At 57.3% G+C, this 15,675-nt stretch carries 11 protein-coding genes; 2 read left to right on the top strand and 9 right to left on the bottom strand.

Annotation, left to right across the window (positions count from 1 at the left end; all coding sequences use genetic code 11):
- Positions 1-59: 59 nt before the first annotated feature.
- The 4 genes from prpE to prpB all read right to left on the bottom strand — a co-directional run bounded on the left by prpE (position 60) and on the right by prpB (position 5,657).
- Complete coding sequence (gene prpE / locus OGX81_RS03940; protein WP_104869022.1) at positions 60-1,946, bottom strand: propionate--CoA ligase; 1,887 nt, start codon at positions 1,944-1,946, stop codon at positions 60-62.
- Between the two features lie 33 nt (positions 1,947-1,979).
- Positions 1,980-3,431: a bifunctional 2-methylcitrate dehydratase/aconitate hydratase gene (locus OGX81_RS03935; RefSeq protein WP_104869023.1), complete on the bottom strand. Its 1,452-nt coding sequence runs from the start codon at positions 3,429-3,431 to the stop codon at positions 1,980-1,982.
- Positions 3,432-3,470: 39 nt separating this feature from the next.
- The gene (gene prpC / locus OGX81_RS03930; protein ID WP_286487530.1) at positions 3,471-4,640 is read right to left on the bottom strand and encodes a bifunctional 2-methylcitrate synthase/citrate synthase; all 1,170 of its coding nucleotides are present in this window, start codon (positions 4,638-4,640) and stop codon (positions 3,471-3,473) included.
- 138 nt (positions 4,641-4,778) lie between these two features.
- Positions 4,779-5,657: a methylisocitrate lyase gene (gene prpB, locus OGX81_RS03925; protein WP_024130618.1), complete on the bottom strand. Its 879-nt coding sequence runs from the start codon at positions 5,655-5,657 to the stop codon at positions 4,779-4,781.
- Positions 5,658-5,923: 266 nt separating this feature from the next.
- On the opposite strand from prpB, the gene prpR reads away from it, so the two are divergent.
- Positions 5,924-7,510: a propionate catabolism operon regulatory protein PrpR gene (gene prpR, locus OGX81_RS03920; protein WP_104869024.1), complete on the top strand. Its 1,587-nt coding sequence runs from the start codon at positions 5,924-5,926 to the stop codon at positions 7,508-7,510.
- A 211-nt stretch (positions 7,511-7,721) separates the two neighbouring features.
- Here the strand turns inward: prpR and yahO are convergent, their stop codons facing one another.
- A complete protein-coding gene (gene yahO / locus OGX81_RS03915) occupies positions 7,722-7,997 on the bottom strand; it encodes a DUF1471 family periplasmic protein YahO (protein ID WP_012133651.1) in 276 nt (91 codons plus the stop codon).
- A 198-nt stretch (positions 7,998-8,195) separates the two neighbouring features.
- On the opposite strand from yahO, the gene OGX81_RS03910 reads away from it, so the two are divergent.
- Positions 8,196-8,828, top strand: a complete 633-nt coding sequence (locus OGX81_RS03910) for a LysE family transporter (RefSeq protein ID WP_012133652.1) — start codon at positions 8,196-8,198, stop codon at positions 8,826-8,828.
- On the opposite strand, the gene OGX81_RS03905 is transcribed toward OGX81_RS03910, so the two are convergent.
- Genes OGX81_RS03905 through OGX81_RS03890 form a run of 4 tightly spaced genes read right to left on the bottom strand, consistent with a single transcriptional unit; the run spans position 8,794 to position 15,578 of the window.
- On the bottom strand, positions 8,794-9,963 hold the full coding sequence (locus OGX81_RS03905) for a multidrug effflux MFS transporter (RefSeq protein WP_012133653.1): 1,170 nt from the start codon (positions 9,961-9,963) through the stop codon (positions 8,794-8,796). The genes OGX81_RS03910 and OGX81_RS03905 overlap by 35 nt on opposite strands.
- Before the next feature lie 18 nt (positions 9,964-9,981).
- Positions 9,982-11,346 (bottom strand): efflux transporter outer membrane subunit, encoded by a 1,365-nt coding sequence (locus tag OGX81_RS03900; RefSeq protein ID WP_012133654.1) that lies wholly within the window; start codon positions 11,344-11,346, stop codon positions 9,982-9,984.
- Between the two features lie 3 nt (positions 11,347-11,349).
- Positions 11,350-14,457 (bottom strand): efflux RND transporter permease subunit, encoded by a 3,108-nt coding sequence (locus tag OGX81_RS03895; protein WP_012133655.1) that lies wholly within the window; start codon positions 14,455-14,457, stop codon positions 11,350-11,352.
- Positions 14,457-15,578, bottom strand: coding sequence for an efflux RND transporter periplasmic adaptor subunit (locus tag OGX81_RS03890; RefSeq protein ID WP_012133656.1), 1,122 nt, complete (start codon positions 15,576-15,578; stop codon positions 14,457-14,459). The genes OGX81_RS03895 and OGX81_RS03890 overlap by 1 nt, the downstream gene beginning before the upstream one ends.
- Between the last annotated feature and the right edge of the window lie 97 nt (positions 15,579-15,675).

Here is a 15,675-nt window from a genome sequence, read left to right as displayed (position 1 = left end):
CGGCCTGCGATACATTTTCTTCCAGGCCCGATAAGCGATAACGCCATCGGGCACCTCGGTTACTCCTCAATCACCTGACGGATTTGTTGCAACGAAGCGGGATCGTCAAGCGTGGACAAATCGCCCGGATCGCGGCCTTCGCAAATCGCCTGGATCGTACGACGCAGCATTTTGCCAGAACGTGTTTTCGGCAACTGTGAAACAAACCAGACGTGCGCCGGACGGCCAAAATTACCGATCTGACTGTCCACCAGCGACATAATCGCCTTCTCTTCCGTTTGCGCCACGTCCCTGTCCTCCAGCGTGTCGCTCTGTTTCGGGATCACAAACGCTACCGCCACCTGTCCCTTCAGCGCATCTTTCACCCCCACCACCGCCACTTCCGCCACGTTCGGGTAACTGGAAATGCTTTCCTCGATCTCGCGCGTGCCCAGACGGTGCCCGGCGACGTTGATCACATCATCGGTGCGCCCGAGGATGAAATAATAGCCGTCCGCGTCGCGAATCCCCCAGTCGAAAGTGGCGTACACCTGACGCGAGAACAGCGACCAGTAGGTATTCACAAAACGCGCATCGTCCCCCCAGATAGTCTGAACGCAGCCAGGCGGCAGCGGCCCCTCAATGACCAGCATCCCCTTCTCGTTCACCTCGCAAGGTTCGCCGGTGACCTCGTTGAGCAGCTGCACGTTATAGCCGTACATCGGTACGCCAGGGCTGCCCAGCCGTGAAGGCCGGTCGTCCAGCGCGCGGGCGATCGCCATAATCGGCCAGCCGGACTCGGTCTGCCAGTAGTTGTCGATAACCGGCACATCCAGCGTCTCCGTCACCCAGGCGGCCGTCGGCTCATCCAGCGGCTCACCGGCCAGATAGAGCACCTCCAGCGAGGAGAGATCGTGATTGCGGATCTGCGCCGTCGGGAACTTCTTCAACACGCGGATGGCGGTTGGCGCAGAGAACATCCGGCTGACGCGGTATTTCTCTACGATCTTCCACCAGACGCCGCAGTCCGGGTACGTCGGCAATCCTTCATAAACGATGGTTGCCATGCCTGCCAGCAACGGCGCGTAGACAATATAGGAGTGCCCCACAACCCAGCCGATATCCGACGCGCAAAAGAACACGCCGCCCGCTTTGCCGCCGAAGATAGTGTCCATCGAGGTTGCCAGAGCCACCGCATAGCCGCCGACGTCGCGCTGTACGCCTTTCGGTTTTCCGGTCGTGCCGGAGGTATAGAGAATGCAGGAGATCTCATTGGATTCCAGCCAGGCCACCGGCACCCGCGCCCCGAGATGCTGCTGACGCAGCGACGCAAAATCGAGATCGCGCGTCGGTACTCGCGCCATTTTCGCCAGCCCGCGATCCACCAGCAAAACGTGGCGCGGCTGATGCTGCGCCTGCGCGATGGCATCATCCAGCAGCTTTTTATACGGCAGAATCTTACCGCCGCGCGCCCCGGCGTCTGCCGAGACAATCAGCACCGGCTTAGCGTCGTCGATTCGCGCCGCTACGCTGTGCGAGGCAAAACCGCCGAACACCACCGAATGAATCGCGCCAATCCGCGCGCAGGCCAGCAGCGTAATGTGCGCCTCGGCAATCATCGGCATATAAACCAGCACCCGGTCGCCGCGCTGCACGCCCAGCGACAACAGCATCGACGCCACCACGTTCACTTCGTCATACAACTGGCTGAAGGTAAACGTGCGCTCCTCTTCCGTTTCAGAGGAGACGGCAATCAGCGCCAGCGCATCCGGCTGCTTGTCCAGCCAGCGGTCGATAGCGTTATGGCACAAATTAGTGGTTCCGCCGCAAAACCAGCGGGCAAACGGCGGATCGCTGTAATCCAGCGTTTGGGTAAACGGCTGCTGCCAGTCGATACGTCGGGCCTGCTCGGCCCAGAACGACGCCGGCTGCGTAATGGAACGCTGATAAAACTCGCTAAAAGACATGAAGCTCTCCTGTTGAACTTACTGCCTGCTGGCTCAGATGACAAATAAGTCAAGGTATTCATTGACCGGCATCTGCTCCAGGCGAGTTCTGTCCAGGGAGACATCCAGAATGCGCTGCTGCTGACGAGTCGGGAACTGACGCGCCAGGTTGATTTTGAATTTATCGATAAGCTTCGGAATGCCGTCGGTACGGCGGCGAGCGTGGCCAATCGGGTACTCTACGACCACCTCGGCAAACTGTGAACCATCGGTAAATTCAAGGGTGATAGCGTTGGCGATGGCGCGTTTTTCCGGGTCGTGGTAGTCGGCGGTAAACGCCGGGTCTTCAAAGCAGGTTATCTTCTCGCGCAGGGCGTCAATGCGTTTGTCCTGCGCTACGCCGTCCTCATAATCCGCCGCCGTTAAGCGCCCGAACAGTAGCGGGATCGCCACCATGTACTGAATGCAGTGGTCGCGGTCGGCCGGGTTATTCAACGGCCCTTTTTTATCGATGATGCGAATGCAGGCTTCATGGGTGCGAATCGTCACTTTCTCAATATCCGCCGCCGTTTTGCCCGCCGCCTGCATCTGTTCAAAAAGGGTCATGGCGGCTTCAACCGCCGTCTGCGAGTGGAACTCCGCCGGGAAGGAGATTTTGAACAGCACGTTTTCCATGACGTAAGAACCATACGGACGCTGGAAGCGGAACGCCCCGCCGTTGAAAGAGACATCATAAAAGCCCCAGGTTTTCGCCGTCAGCGCCGACGGATAGCCCATCTCGCCAGTTTTTGCCATCAGCGCCAGACGCACCGCACGGGAGGTGGCATCGCCCGCCGCCCAGGACTTACGTGTTCCGGTGTTTGGCGCATGGCGATAGGTGCGCAGCGACTGACCATCCACCCACGCCAGCGACACCGCGTTGAGGATCTCATCACGCGTCAGCCCCAGCATTTCGGCGACAACCGCTGTCGAAGCCACTTTGACCAGCAGTACGTGATCCAGGCCGACACGGTTGAAGGAGTTTTCCAGCGCGATGCAGCCCTGAATCTCATGGGCTTTGATCATCCCGGCCAGCACCTGCTTCATGGTCAGCGGCGCTTTGCCTGCGGCAACCGCATTACGCGACAGCCAGTCCGCGGTTGCCAGAATCCCGCCGAGGTTATCAGAGGGGTGGCCCCACTCTGCCGCCAGCCAGGTATCGTTGAAGTCGAGCCAGCGGATCATCGCGCCGATATTAAACGCCGCCTGCACCGGATCGAGCTGAAACTGGGTGCCCGGTACGCGTACGCCGTTTGGCACGACGGTGCCCGGAACGATCGGCCCCAGCAGTTTTTTACAGGCCGGATATTCCAGCGCTTCCAGACCGCAGCCCAGCGTGTCGAGCAAGCAGTAGTGGGCGGTGTCCCAGGCCACTTTAGAGGTGATGTCGTAGTTCATGACGTAATCGACGATATCCACGATTTCACGGTCAAATTCCGGGCGAATGTTCATTATTTGTGCGGACATAGGGTACATTTCCTGCGTTTTATCGTTAGAGAAATAAAGTTATTGGCGCTGATCCAGCGGAATAAATTCGCGATCTTCCGGGCCGGTATAATTGGCGGAAGGTCGGATAATTTTGTTGTCCTGACGCTGTTCGATGATGTGCGCCGCCCAGCCGGTGACGCGGGCGATCACAAACAGCGGGGTGAACATTTCGGTGGGGACGCCCATCATGTTGTAGGAGACCGCCGAGAACCAGTCGAGGTTGGGGAACATCTTTTTCGATTCCCACATCACGTTTTCCAGACGGTCGGCGATGTTGTACATCTTCAGCGAACCACCGGCCTCCGAAAGCTGTTTCGCCACACGTTTGATCACCTGATGGCGCGGATCGGCAATGGTGTAGACCGGATGGCCGAAACCAATGATCACCTCTTTATTTTCAATGCGTTTGCGGATATCCGCCTCGGCCTCCTCCGGCGTTTCATAACGCTGCTGAATTTCCAGCGATACCTCATTCGCCCCGCCGTGCTTCGGGCCGCGCAGCGCGCCAATCGCGCCGATGATGGCGGAGTAGACATCGGAGCCCGTCCCTGCAATCACCCGGCAGGTGAAAGTGGACGCGTTGAATTCATGCTCGGCATACAGCACCAGCGAGATGTGCATCGCCTTTTCCCAGCTTTGCGACGGCTTCTCGCCGTGCAGCAGATGCAGGAAATGGCTACCGACGGAGTCGTCGTCAGTTTCCGGCTGAATACGTTCGCCGTTATGGCTGTAGTGATACCAGTAAAGCAGGATGGAACTGAGCGAGGCCAGCAGTTTGTCGGCGATATCGCGCGCGCCGGAAACGGTATGCCCCTCTTTTTCCGGCAGCGTACAGCCGAGCGCCGACACGCCGGTGCGCATGACGTCCATCGGGTGCGACGCCGCAGGCAATGCTTCCAGCACGGTGCGTACATTGGCCGGTAATCCACGCAATGCTTTCAGCTTATTTTTATAGGCATGGAGTTCATCGCTATTGGGCAATTTGCCGTGAATTAACAGATGCGCGACTTCTTCAAATTCACAATGCTCCGCGAGATCGAGAATATCGTACCCGCGATAGTGTAAGTCGTTGCCGCTTTTTCCCACGGTACACAACGCGGTATTTCCGGCCGGAACGCCCGATAATGCGACAGATTTCTTGGGCTTAATGACATGGGTGTTGTTTTGCAGGATCGTCGTATCGCTCATGTTGTCCTCGTCATTGTTATATGTAGGGTATTGAGGGTGTACGTTTCGCCGCCGTAGGCCTGATAAGCCGTAGGCCGGATAAACGAAGTGCCATCCGGCAATGCCCGATGGCGGCTGCGCCTTATCAGGCCTACGGGTCTACTTCAGGTTCAGCGCATCCAGCTTCTCTTCGTACTGGTAATAATTGATGCTTTCGTACAGCTCGTTGCGGGTCTGCATGATGTCGATAACGTTTTTTTGCGTGCCTTCCTGGCGCAGCACGTTGTAGACACGCTCGGCAGCGCGATTCATGGCGCGAAATGCCGACAGCGGATAGAGCGCCATCGCCACGTTAGCGCTGCGCAGTTCGTCGGTGGTAAACAGCGGCGTCGCGCCAAACTCCGTGATATTCGCCAGGATCGGCACCGGTACGGCATCGGCGAACTGGCGATACATTGACAGCTCGGTAATCGCTTCCGGGAACAGCATGTCGGCCCCCGCTTCCACATAAGCCCGCGCGCGATCGATCGCCGCCTCTAATCCCTCCACCGCCAGCGCATCGGTACGCGCCATGATCACGAAGTCAGGATCGGTACGCGCATCCACCGCCGCACGAATCCTGTCCACCATCTCTTCTTTGGACACGATCGCCTTATTCGGGCGATGGCCGCAGCGTTTCGCGCCGATCTGATCTTCGATATGCAGCGCAGCGGCGCCGGCTTTGATCATCGACTTCACCGTACGCGCCACGTTAAAGGCGGAGGAACCAAAGCCGATGTCGGCATCCACCAGCAGCGGCAGCGGGCAGACGTCGGTAATACGGCGGATGTCGGTCAACACATCATCCAGCGTGGAGATCCCCAGATCCGGCAGACCCAGCGATCCCGCCGCCACGCCGCCGCCGGAAAGGTAAATCGCCTGATAGCCTGCGCGCTGGGCCAGCAATGCGTGATTGGCATTGATGGCGCCGACGATCTGTAAGGGGTTTTCTTTAGTGAGCGCAGCGCGAAACGCCTGGCCCGGAGAGTGTAGAGACATATCCCGTCCTCTTGTTATCAACTTGTTATTTAATGTTGATTCACATAAAGCAAAGGGAATGCCAGAGCGGTCGCTGAAAAAGAGAGAATTTTGTTTTTTCTTATAATTCAAATAAATAACAAAAAAACACAAACTTAACCATACCTTTCATCAGGACAAAAGCGTGTCAGCTAACGTTTCATGAAACGGTTCGCGCTGTTTCATTGCAACATTTATGAAACACGACTAAAACAAAATCTCGGTCCCTCAATACAACATCAACTGCTATGGCTGACACGCACCTTCCCGCTCGCGATAATCATGACAAGCCGGTGATCTGGACGGTCTCGGTAACGCGTCTGTTCGAGCTGTTTCGCGACATCAGCCTGGAGTTCGACCATCTGGCGACCATCACCCCCATCCAGCTTGGGTTTGAAAAAGCGGTGAACTATATCCGTAAAAAACTGGCGACCGAGCGCTGTGACGCCATTATCGCGGCGGGTTCCAACGGCGCTTATTTAAAAAGCCGCCTCTCCATACCGGTGATCCTGATTAAACCCAGCGGATTCGACGTGCTCCAGGCGCTGGCGAAAGCCGGCAAACTGACCTCGTCCATTGGCGTTATCACCTACCAGGAGACGATCCCCGCGCTGATCGCCTTTCAAAAAACGTTTAATTTGCGTCTGGAACAGCGCAGCTACATCACCGAAGAGGATGCCCGTGGGCAAATTAATGAACTGAAAGCCAACGGCATTGAGGCGGTAGTCGGCGCAGGGCTAATTACCGATCTGGCGGAAGAAGCCGGGATGACCGGCATTTTTATCTATTCTGCGGCCACCGTGCGTCAGGCGTTTAGCGATGCGCTGGATATGACCCGGCTGACGCTGCAACATGGCGGCCAATATGCCTCCGGCAACGGGCTGCGCACCCGCTACGATCTGGGAGATATGCGCGGCCATTCCGCGCAAATGGAGCAGGTTCGCCATACGATCATGCTGTACGCCCGCTCCAGCGCGGCGGTGTTGATTCAGGGCGAGACCGGCACCGGTAAAGAGCTGGCGGCGCAGGCGATTCACCGCGAGTTTTTTGCCCGTCGGGGCCAGCGCAGCGGTAAAAAAACGCCTCCGTTTGTGGCCGTTAACTGCGGCGCCATTACCGAATCGCTGCTTGAAGCAGAGTTATTCGGTTATGAGGAGGGGGCATTTACCGGTTCCCGACGCGGCGGACGCGCCGGTCTGTTTGAAATCGCCCACGGCGGGACACTGTTTCTGGATGAGATTGGGGAAATGCCCCTGCCCTTACAGACCCGCCTGCTGCGCGTACTGGAAGAGAAAGAGGTGACGCGCGTTGGCGGGCATCAGCCAGTCCCGGTGGATGTACGGGTCATCAGCGCCACGCACTGCAATCTGGAACAGGCGATAAAGCAGGGACAATTTCGCACCGATCTGTTTTATCGTCTCAGCATTCTGCGCCTGACGCTTCCGCCCCTTCGGGAGCGCCCGTCAGATATCGTGCCGCTGGCGGAGGGATTTTTGAAACAGTCCCTGGCGGCATTAGACGCGCCGTTTGGCGAATCGGTGCGCGAGGGGCTGGCGCAAAGCCAGACCATTCTTCTGCGCTATGCCTGGCCCGGCAATATTCGCGAGCTGCGGAATATGATGGAGCGCCTGGCGCTTTTTTTAAGCGTCGAGCCGCAGCCCAGTCTGGATAGCCAGTTTTTACAGCAATTTTTACCCGAGCTGGCGACGATTCCCGAAGCGCCATCAGCGCTTACGCCGCAGCAGGTTCTGGCGCAGTTTAACGGCGATAAAACCGCGGCGGCGCGATATCTGGGTATTAGCCGGACGACATTCTGGCGACGATTAAAAGAGTGAAGGCTTATCGCCGGATGGCGCTAACGCTTATCCGGCCTACGAGCTGAGTGAGAACTTATTGCCGGATGGCGCTGGCGCTTATCCGGCCTACGAGCTGAGTGAGAACTTATTGCCGGATGGCGCTGGCGCTTATCCGGCCTACGAGCTACGAGCGGCACTGAACCGTAGGCCGGATAAGACGTTTTACGTCGCCATCCGGCACGATGACAGCTTATTTTTTCTTGTAGATATCGGCAGTACCATGAATTTTATTATCGGTTTGCCCGGAGGTCAGTACGACCACATCAGCCCCTTTTTCATCGGCCTTTTTAAGCAGATCCTCTTTTGCCTCCATAGTTGACGTCTCGTTGCTGGTATTAATGGTGCCTATCTTCGTGTATTGCGACTCCACTTTCTCAAACTCGACCTTTGTCAACAGCTCCGCGGCATAGACGTTGGTTACGACAAACGCTAACGCACCAATCAATACTTTATATCCTGTCTTCATATAAAAGCTCCGGTTGTGTTATTACGCTATCATCGTCTTCTCGGAACGGATGCTCTGTTCTGAGTGATTAAATAACTAGTTGAGATTAGCGGAAAAATCCAGTCAGCCGGATGTATCATAATTTGTGATCTTTCTCTCACCCCTGCACTTTTACTATAAATAGTATGGCGTTAACTATCAGGCTCTGGAAATCTCACTATGGAACCTCTGCACGCGGTTGTCCTGACCGTCAGCCTGTTCGTCTTAACCTTCTTTAACCCCGGCGCAAACCTCTTTGTGGTGGTACAAACCAGCCTCGCCTCCGGGCGTCGGGCCGGTGTATTAACGGGGCTGGGCGTGGCGCTTGGCGATGCGATTTATTCCGGGCTGGGACTGTTTGGCATGGCGACCCTGATTACCCAGTGCGAAGAAATTTTCTCGCTGATCAAAATCGTCGGCGGCGCATATTTGTTATGGTTTGCCTGGAACAGCATCCGCCATCAGGCCACCCCGCAAATGCCGACTCTGCAACAGCCCATTTCCGCTCCCTGGAGCGTGTTCTTCCGCCGGGGACTATTAACCGATCTGTCAAATCCGCAGACGGTGCTGTTTTTCATCAGTATTTTCTCGGTCACGCTCAGCGCGGAAACCCCGACATGGGCAAGACTGATGGCCTGGGCCGGCATCGTGCTCTCTTCCGTCATCTGGCGCATCTTCCTGAGCCAGGCCTTTTCCCTACCGGCGGTACGCCGCGCTTACGGGCGGATTCAGCGCATTGCCAGCAGGGTGATTGGCGCGATCATCGGCGTGTTCGCCCTCAGGCTGATTTACGAAGGCGTGAACCACCGCTAGCCAGTAGCAGAGCGGCCACATAACAGAGTGCCACCGCCAGACTCATTTTCAGCATGGTTTCGCCGCCCAGCCCCGACAACGGCGCGGCGATGCCACCGAAAACAAACATGCTCATCCCCATCAGCGCGGAGGCGGTTCCTGACTCCTGAACCTCCACCACGCTCATCGCCTCAGCGCCCGCCACGGTGCCAATTCCGCTGCAAAAGGCGACGGTAAAAAAGAGCGCCACCAGCGCCAGAACCGGCTGCTGTAGCCAGGCGCAGAGCAAGGTGGTTAACGCGCAGATGACGGCCAACAGCAAGCCGCCGCGCAGCAGCGTCATTGCCGTGATTCGACGCGCAAGACGGGAAAAAATCAGCGAGGCGACGATCAGCCCGATCCCATTAAGGCCAAACAGCAGGCTGAACTGCATCGGGCTTAAGCCATACTCGCTTTGCAGCACAAATGACGAAGAGCCGATATAAGCAAACAACCCCGCCAGCATGAAGGCCTGCATCAGGCAAAAGCGCATAAAGAGACGATTTTTCACCACGCTGCGCCCGGTCGAAAATAACGATGCGCCGCGCGTTCGCTGCGGCAGCGTCTCACTGATAAACAGGATGCAGCAGAGCAAAAGCAGTGTCGCAATCCCCGCCATTACCCAAAACAACATACGCCAGTCAAACGCGGTGGCAATGTAGCCGCCCAGAACCGGAGAAAGCACCGGGGCGATGCCGTTCACCGTCATGAGCAGCGCGAAGAACTGGGTCAGGGTCACGCCCTGATATTTGTCCCGCGCAATAGAGCGCGAGAGCACCGAACCACCGGCCCCCGCTGCGCCCTGCACAAAACGCCAGACGATCAGCCAGTGAATATCCTGAGTTGTCGCGCACAGTACCGAAGAGGCAATAAACAGCAACAGCGACAGGATCAACGGAACCTTACGACCAATCCGGTCGCTGAGCGGGCCAAACAGCAGTTGCCCAAGCCCAAGGCCGATCAGCGAAGACGTCAGCGTCAGTTGCGTCAGGGTGGTCGTCGTTGCCAGCTGTTCGGACATCTCCGGCAGAGCGGGCAGATAAAGATCGGTACACAGCGGCCCGATCCCGGTTAACAAGCCGAGGATCAACACCCACGAAAGCGACACGCGCGCCATAAAAACACCTCCCTCTGATTACCGGGCCCCGCCGCCGAGCGACTGCCAGAGCGTTATGCGGTTTTCATTGTCCGTCAGTTGCAGGGCGATAAGCGTCTGCTGCGCCGACCACAGCGTGCGTTGCGCCGTCAGTACGGTCAGATAATCCCCGACCCCGGCGCGATAACGACGCATCCCGACATCCAGCGTTTTTTGTTCTGCGGCGACATACTGGCGCTGGGCATCCAGCTGTTCATCCAGCGTCGCACGCCGGGCAAGCGCATCAGCCACATCTTTGAACGCGCTTTGCACCGTTTTTTCATAGGTAGCAATGAGTCCCCGTTTTTGCGCTTCGGCATAGCGGAGCTGCGCCAGGTTGCTGCCGCCGGTAAACAGCGGCAGCGTAATGGAAGGCGCAAACGACCACACCTTCATGCCATGACTGAACAAGGACGAAAGCGCATCGCTGCCGACACCGGCGCTTGCCGTCAGGGAGATAGTCGGGAAGAAGTTCGCTCGCGCCGCGCCAATATCGGCATTGGCGCTTTTCAGGTTATGTTCCGCTTCCTGAATATCCGGCCGACGCAACAGCACGGAAGAAGAGACGCCAGCGGGCACCAGCGTAATCACCTGCGCATCAAGGCTTTCCAGCGTACCGGGCAGCACGCTTTCCGGCAGCGTTGTGCCCGCCAGCAGGTTCAGGGCGTTGATATCCTGCGCCACCTGAGTCTGATAGCTGGCTACGCTGGCGCGCGCCTGCTGGTAAACGCTCATCGCTTCACTGACATCCGTTGCGGCGGCTGTCCCGACCTGCTGCTGACGTTGAACAATTTTCAGCGAGTTTTCCGCACTGGCCATCGTCTCCCTGGCCAGCGCCAGATTGCTGTTATCTGCCGCCAGGGTCAGCCACGCGGTGCTGATCTCGGCAATTAACGTCAAACGGGTGTTCTGCGCGGTAAATTCGCTGGCAAGCCAGGTTTCTCGCGCCGCCCGTGACAGGCTCTGATTGCGGCCAAACAGATCCAGCTCAAAGCTGGACACCGCGCCATCGGCTTCAGCGCTCGTTCCGGTTCCGTTCGCCAGCGTACGGCTACGTGTAGAACTGAGTGAAGCATTCACCGTCGGGAACAACGAGGCACGCGCTTCGCCATACAACGCCCGTGCGGAGTCGATATCAGCAATCGCCTTTTGTACATCACGGTTACTGTTAAGGGCGGTGTTCACCACCTGTTGCAGCCGCGCGTCGTTAACAATCTGCTGCCAGTCGCGGCTGACAGCGTTCCCCTGCCCCTGCGCGCCCGGTAAACTTGCCGGAACCGGCGCATCGGGCGTGCTGTAGTGTGGATCAAGCGACACACACCCTGCGCTCAGGAGAGCGAAAACAAAGAGAAAAATACGCAACATAACTTACTCCTGACGACGGGACTTGCGGGTAAACAGATGCTTAACCAGCACGAAGAACAGCGGGACGAAGAAGATAGCCAACAGCGTGGCGGTTAATGTCCCACCGATGATTCCGGTCCCGATCGCCACACGGCTGTTCGCCCCGGCCCCTGTGGCGATAGCCAGCGGCGTAACCCCGGCAATAAAGGCCAGAGAGGTCATAATGATTGGGCGCAAACGGGTCTGCGCCGCTCGCAGCGCAGCCCGGCTCAGGGAATAACCTTCCGCAACCGCAGCTTCGGCAAATTCGACGATCAGAATGGCGTTTTTCGACGACAGGCCGATGGTGGTCAGCAGCGCGACCTGGAAGTAAACATCATTATTTAAATCACGCATCCAGGCCGCCAGCGCTGCGCCTAACAGCCCCAGAGGGATGACCAGAATCACCGAAAACGGTACCGACCAGCTTTCATACAGCGCCGCCAGGCAGAGGAAAACCACCAGAATAGAGATGGCGTACAAGCTCATAGCCTGACCGCTGGCCAGCTTTTCCTGCAATGACAACCCGCTCCACGCCCATGTGGTGCCAGCAGGCAAGCTGTTTGCCAGCGCTTCCATTTTGTCCATCGCGGCGCCGGAGCTGAAACCGCTGGCGTTTTCTCCCTGAATCTCATAGGCGGCAGAGCCGTTGTAGCGCACCAGACTTTCCGGGCCGTACTCCCAACGAGTGGTGGCGAAGGCGGAAAAGGGCGTCATGCTGTTATCGCTGCCGCGCACGAACCATTTGCCCAGGTCCGCAGGCGAAGAACGGAACTCGCTGTCGCCCTGAATGTAGACTTTCTTCACGCGGCCGCGATCGATAAAGTCATTGACATAGGTTCCCCCCCAGGCGCTGGATAAGGTGCTGGTCACATCGCTTAAGCCAAGCCCCAGCGAGACGGCCTTATTGCTGTCGATATCCACCTGAAGCTGCGGCATTTGCGGCAGGTCATTTGCGCGCACGGCGTGCAGAATATCGCTCTGGTTTGCCTGGGCGATCAGCTGATTACGCATCTGTAACAGGGTATCGCGATCGGTCGCCCCATTCGCCATCAGCTCAAAAGAGAAGCCGTTGCTTTGCCCCAGCCCCTCAACCGACGGCGGCGTCATCGCAAAAAGCGTCGCATCGCGAATAGCGCCCAGTTCTTTACTGGCACGCAGCGCAATAGCCTGTGCGGTATTTTCTTCGCCTTTACGCTCCGACCAGTTTTTCAGCGAAACGAACGCCATCCCGGCATTCTGCCCGCTGCCGCTGAAGCTAAAACCATCGACGGTAAAAATAACGTCCGTATTGGCTTTCTCTTTATTGAGAAACCAGTCTGTCACCTGACGATTGACCTCTGCGGTTCGCGACGCCGTCGCCCCTGCGGGCAGGGTGTACTGCACCATAATTTCACCCTGATCTTCGGTCGGTAAGAAGCTGCCGGGTAGCTTCCACATCGCCAGCGCCATCGCCCCGCATAACAGCGCATAAACGCCCATCACGCTGACGCTGCGACGCAGCACATGCAGGACGCCGCGCTGATAACCCTGTTCAGTTCGGCTATAGAATCGGTTGAATATCCCGAAGAAGCCCTTTTTATGCGGCGCGGTATGGCTAAGAATCGAACCGCACAGGGCTGGGGTCAGGGTCAACGCCACCACGACCGAGAGCAGCATTGCCGAGATAATCGTCACAGAGAACTGGCGATAAATGACGCCGGTAGAGCCGCCAAAGAACGCCATCGGCAGGAATACCGCAGACAAAACAAGAGCGATAGCCACCAGCGCGCCAGCGATTTCCCCCATCGATTTTTCGGTAGCTTCGCGCGCGGGCAGCCCTTCATCGCGCATAATACGCTCGACGTTTTCCACCACCACAATGGCGTCATCGACCAGCAGGCCTATCGCCAGCACCATTGCAAACAGCGTCAGCGTATTGATGGAGTAGCCAAACAGCGCCAGCACGCCAAAAGTACCGAGCAGCACGACCGGAACCGCCAGCGCCGGAATCAGCGTGGCGCGAAGATTCTGCAAGAACAGGTACATCACGCAGACCACCAGAATGATGGCTTCAAACAGCGTCTGAACCACATCCTCTACGGAGATCTTAATAAATTCGGTGCTGTCTTTCGGATACGCCACGTCATAGCCCTGCGGCATATCCCGTTTAAATTCAGCGACTTTATCTTTTACCAGCGTGGCGGTATCCAGCGCGTTCGCCCCCGGCGCAAGCATGACCGCAACCCCCGCAGCCGGATGGCCGTTGAGTTTAGCGATGGCGGTGTAGTCTTCACTGCCCATCTCCACGCGCGCCACATCCTGGATGCGTACCACGGCCCCGTCAGACTGGCTTTTGATAATGATCTTTTTGAATTGTTCTACCGTCTGCAAGCGCGACTGCGCGCGAACCGTAGCGGTCAATTGCTGTGTGTCAGGGGAAGGTAACGCACCGATTTTCCCGGCGGAAACCTGGACGTTTTGCGCTTCAATGGCGCTCTGCACATCCGACGGCATCAAAGAATAGGAGGCCAGTTTCGCCGGGTCCAGCCAGATACGCATGGCGTATTCCGCCCCAAACACCTGTAGGCTCCCGACCCCTTCCACGCGTGCCAGCGGGTCCTGTACGTTACTCACCAGCCAGTCAGCGATATCTGAGCTGCTCGCCCGGTCGGACTTATCATACACGGCGGCAATCAGCAGGAAGTTACTTTGCGATTTCACCACCGTGACGCCGGATTGTTGAACCTCGCTCGGCAAGCGGGATTCCGCCTGCTGCACCTTGTTCTGTACCTGCACCTGAGCGGTGTCAGGGTCGGTGCCCTGTTCAAAGGTGACATCAATACTGACCGAACCATCGGAACTGCTGGTCGAGGTAAAATAGAGCAGGTTATCCAGCCCGGTAAGCTGCTGTTCAATCACCTGAGTCACGCTGTTTTCCAGCGTTTCAGCGGAAGCGCCGGTATAGGTCGCCGAGATTTTCACCGACGGCGGCGCCACGTCAGGATACTGCGCAACAGGCAGCGTTTTAATCGCCAGAATACCGGCCAGCATGATCAGAATGGCAATAACCCAGGCGAAAACGGGTCTGCGCACAAAGAAACGGGAGAACATCAGCCTTTGCCTCCGTTCAGTTGTACATCAACGGCGTTAACCTGCTGACCCGGCGTGACCTTACTTGATCCCTCAACGATCAACCGGTCGCCGCTACGTAAACCGTCCAGCACCAGCCATTTATCCCCATAGGTATCGCCTGTTTCCAGGGTACGCTGCGCCACTTTATTGTCTTTAGTAACCACCAGCGCTGTTGCATTGCCTTTCGCATCGCGCGTGATCCCCTGCTGCGGCGCGAGGATCGCATCGTTCATGATCCCTTCATCAATGCGGGCGCGAACGAACATACCGGGTAACAGCTGCTGTTGAGGGTTGGGGAAAATCGCCCGCAGCGTGACTGAGCCTGTAGACTCATCTACCGCCACTTCCGTCAGCGCTAACTTTCCTTTTTCGCTATAGGTCGTGCCATCTTCAAGCGTCAGCGTCACGTTCAGGGTATCGCTGTTGGTCGCCAGAGACTGCTTACGCAGGCGCAGCAAATCCACGCTGGAGCGGGTAAGATCGACATACATGGTGTCGAGCCCACGAATGGTCGCCAGCGCCGTCTCCTGTGAAGCCGTCACCAGCGCGCCGGGCGTGACGGATGAGATACCAATGCGCCCGGAAACCGGGGCGGTAATGGTGGTCCAGTCCAGATTGATACGCGCGCTTTCTAATGCGGCTTTCTTTGCCTCCACGCTGGCTTTGTCCTGAGCACAGGTGGCCTGCGCATCATCGGCATCCTGGCGGGAAACACCGTCATCGTTAACCAGCCGCGCGTAACGTTGCGCCTTCTGGCAGTCGGCATTCACCAGCGCCTGCGCCTGTCTGAGCGAGGCATTCGCTTCGTTCCATGCGGCGCGATAGCTGGCGGGATCGATCTGATACAGCGCCTGCCCCGCTTTGACGATATCGCCCTCATTAAACAGGCGTTTTTGAATAATGCCCCCCACCTGCGGGCGAACTTCGGCACTGAGCGCTGCGCTGGTGCGTCCGGTCAGTTCACTGACCACAGAAACGGGTTCTGTTTTAAGGGTCACGACGCCCACTTCCTGAGACGGAGAAGCGGTATTGTCGGTTTGCGTATTATCACAGCCGGATAATAACAATAGCGCGATAATTGATGTTGTTATGTATTTCATCTTTTTTCCAGGGTGAGAAACGCCTGCCCCGTTAAAATTAACAAGGTAGCACCAGGCGACTGAACGTTATTTCAGGTACAGCGGTATCGCGTCATGA

The sequence above is a fragment of the Citrobacter sp. CK206 genome (genome assembly GCF_030333125.1).
Classification (GTDB): Bacteria; Pseudomonadota; Gammaproteobacteria; order Enterobacterales; family Enterobacteriaceae; genus Citrobacter_B; species Citrobacter_B koseri.
The sequence above is the reverse complement of the archived record's forward strand: the minus strand, read 5'-3'. Positions and strand labels throughout refer to the sequence as shown.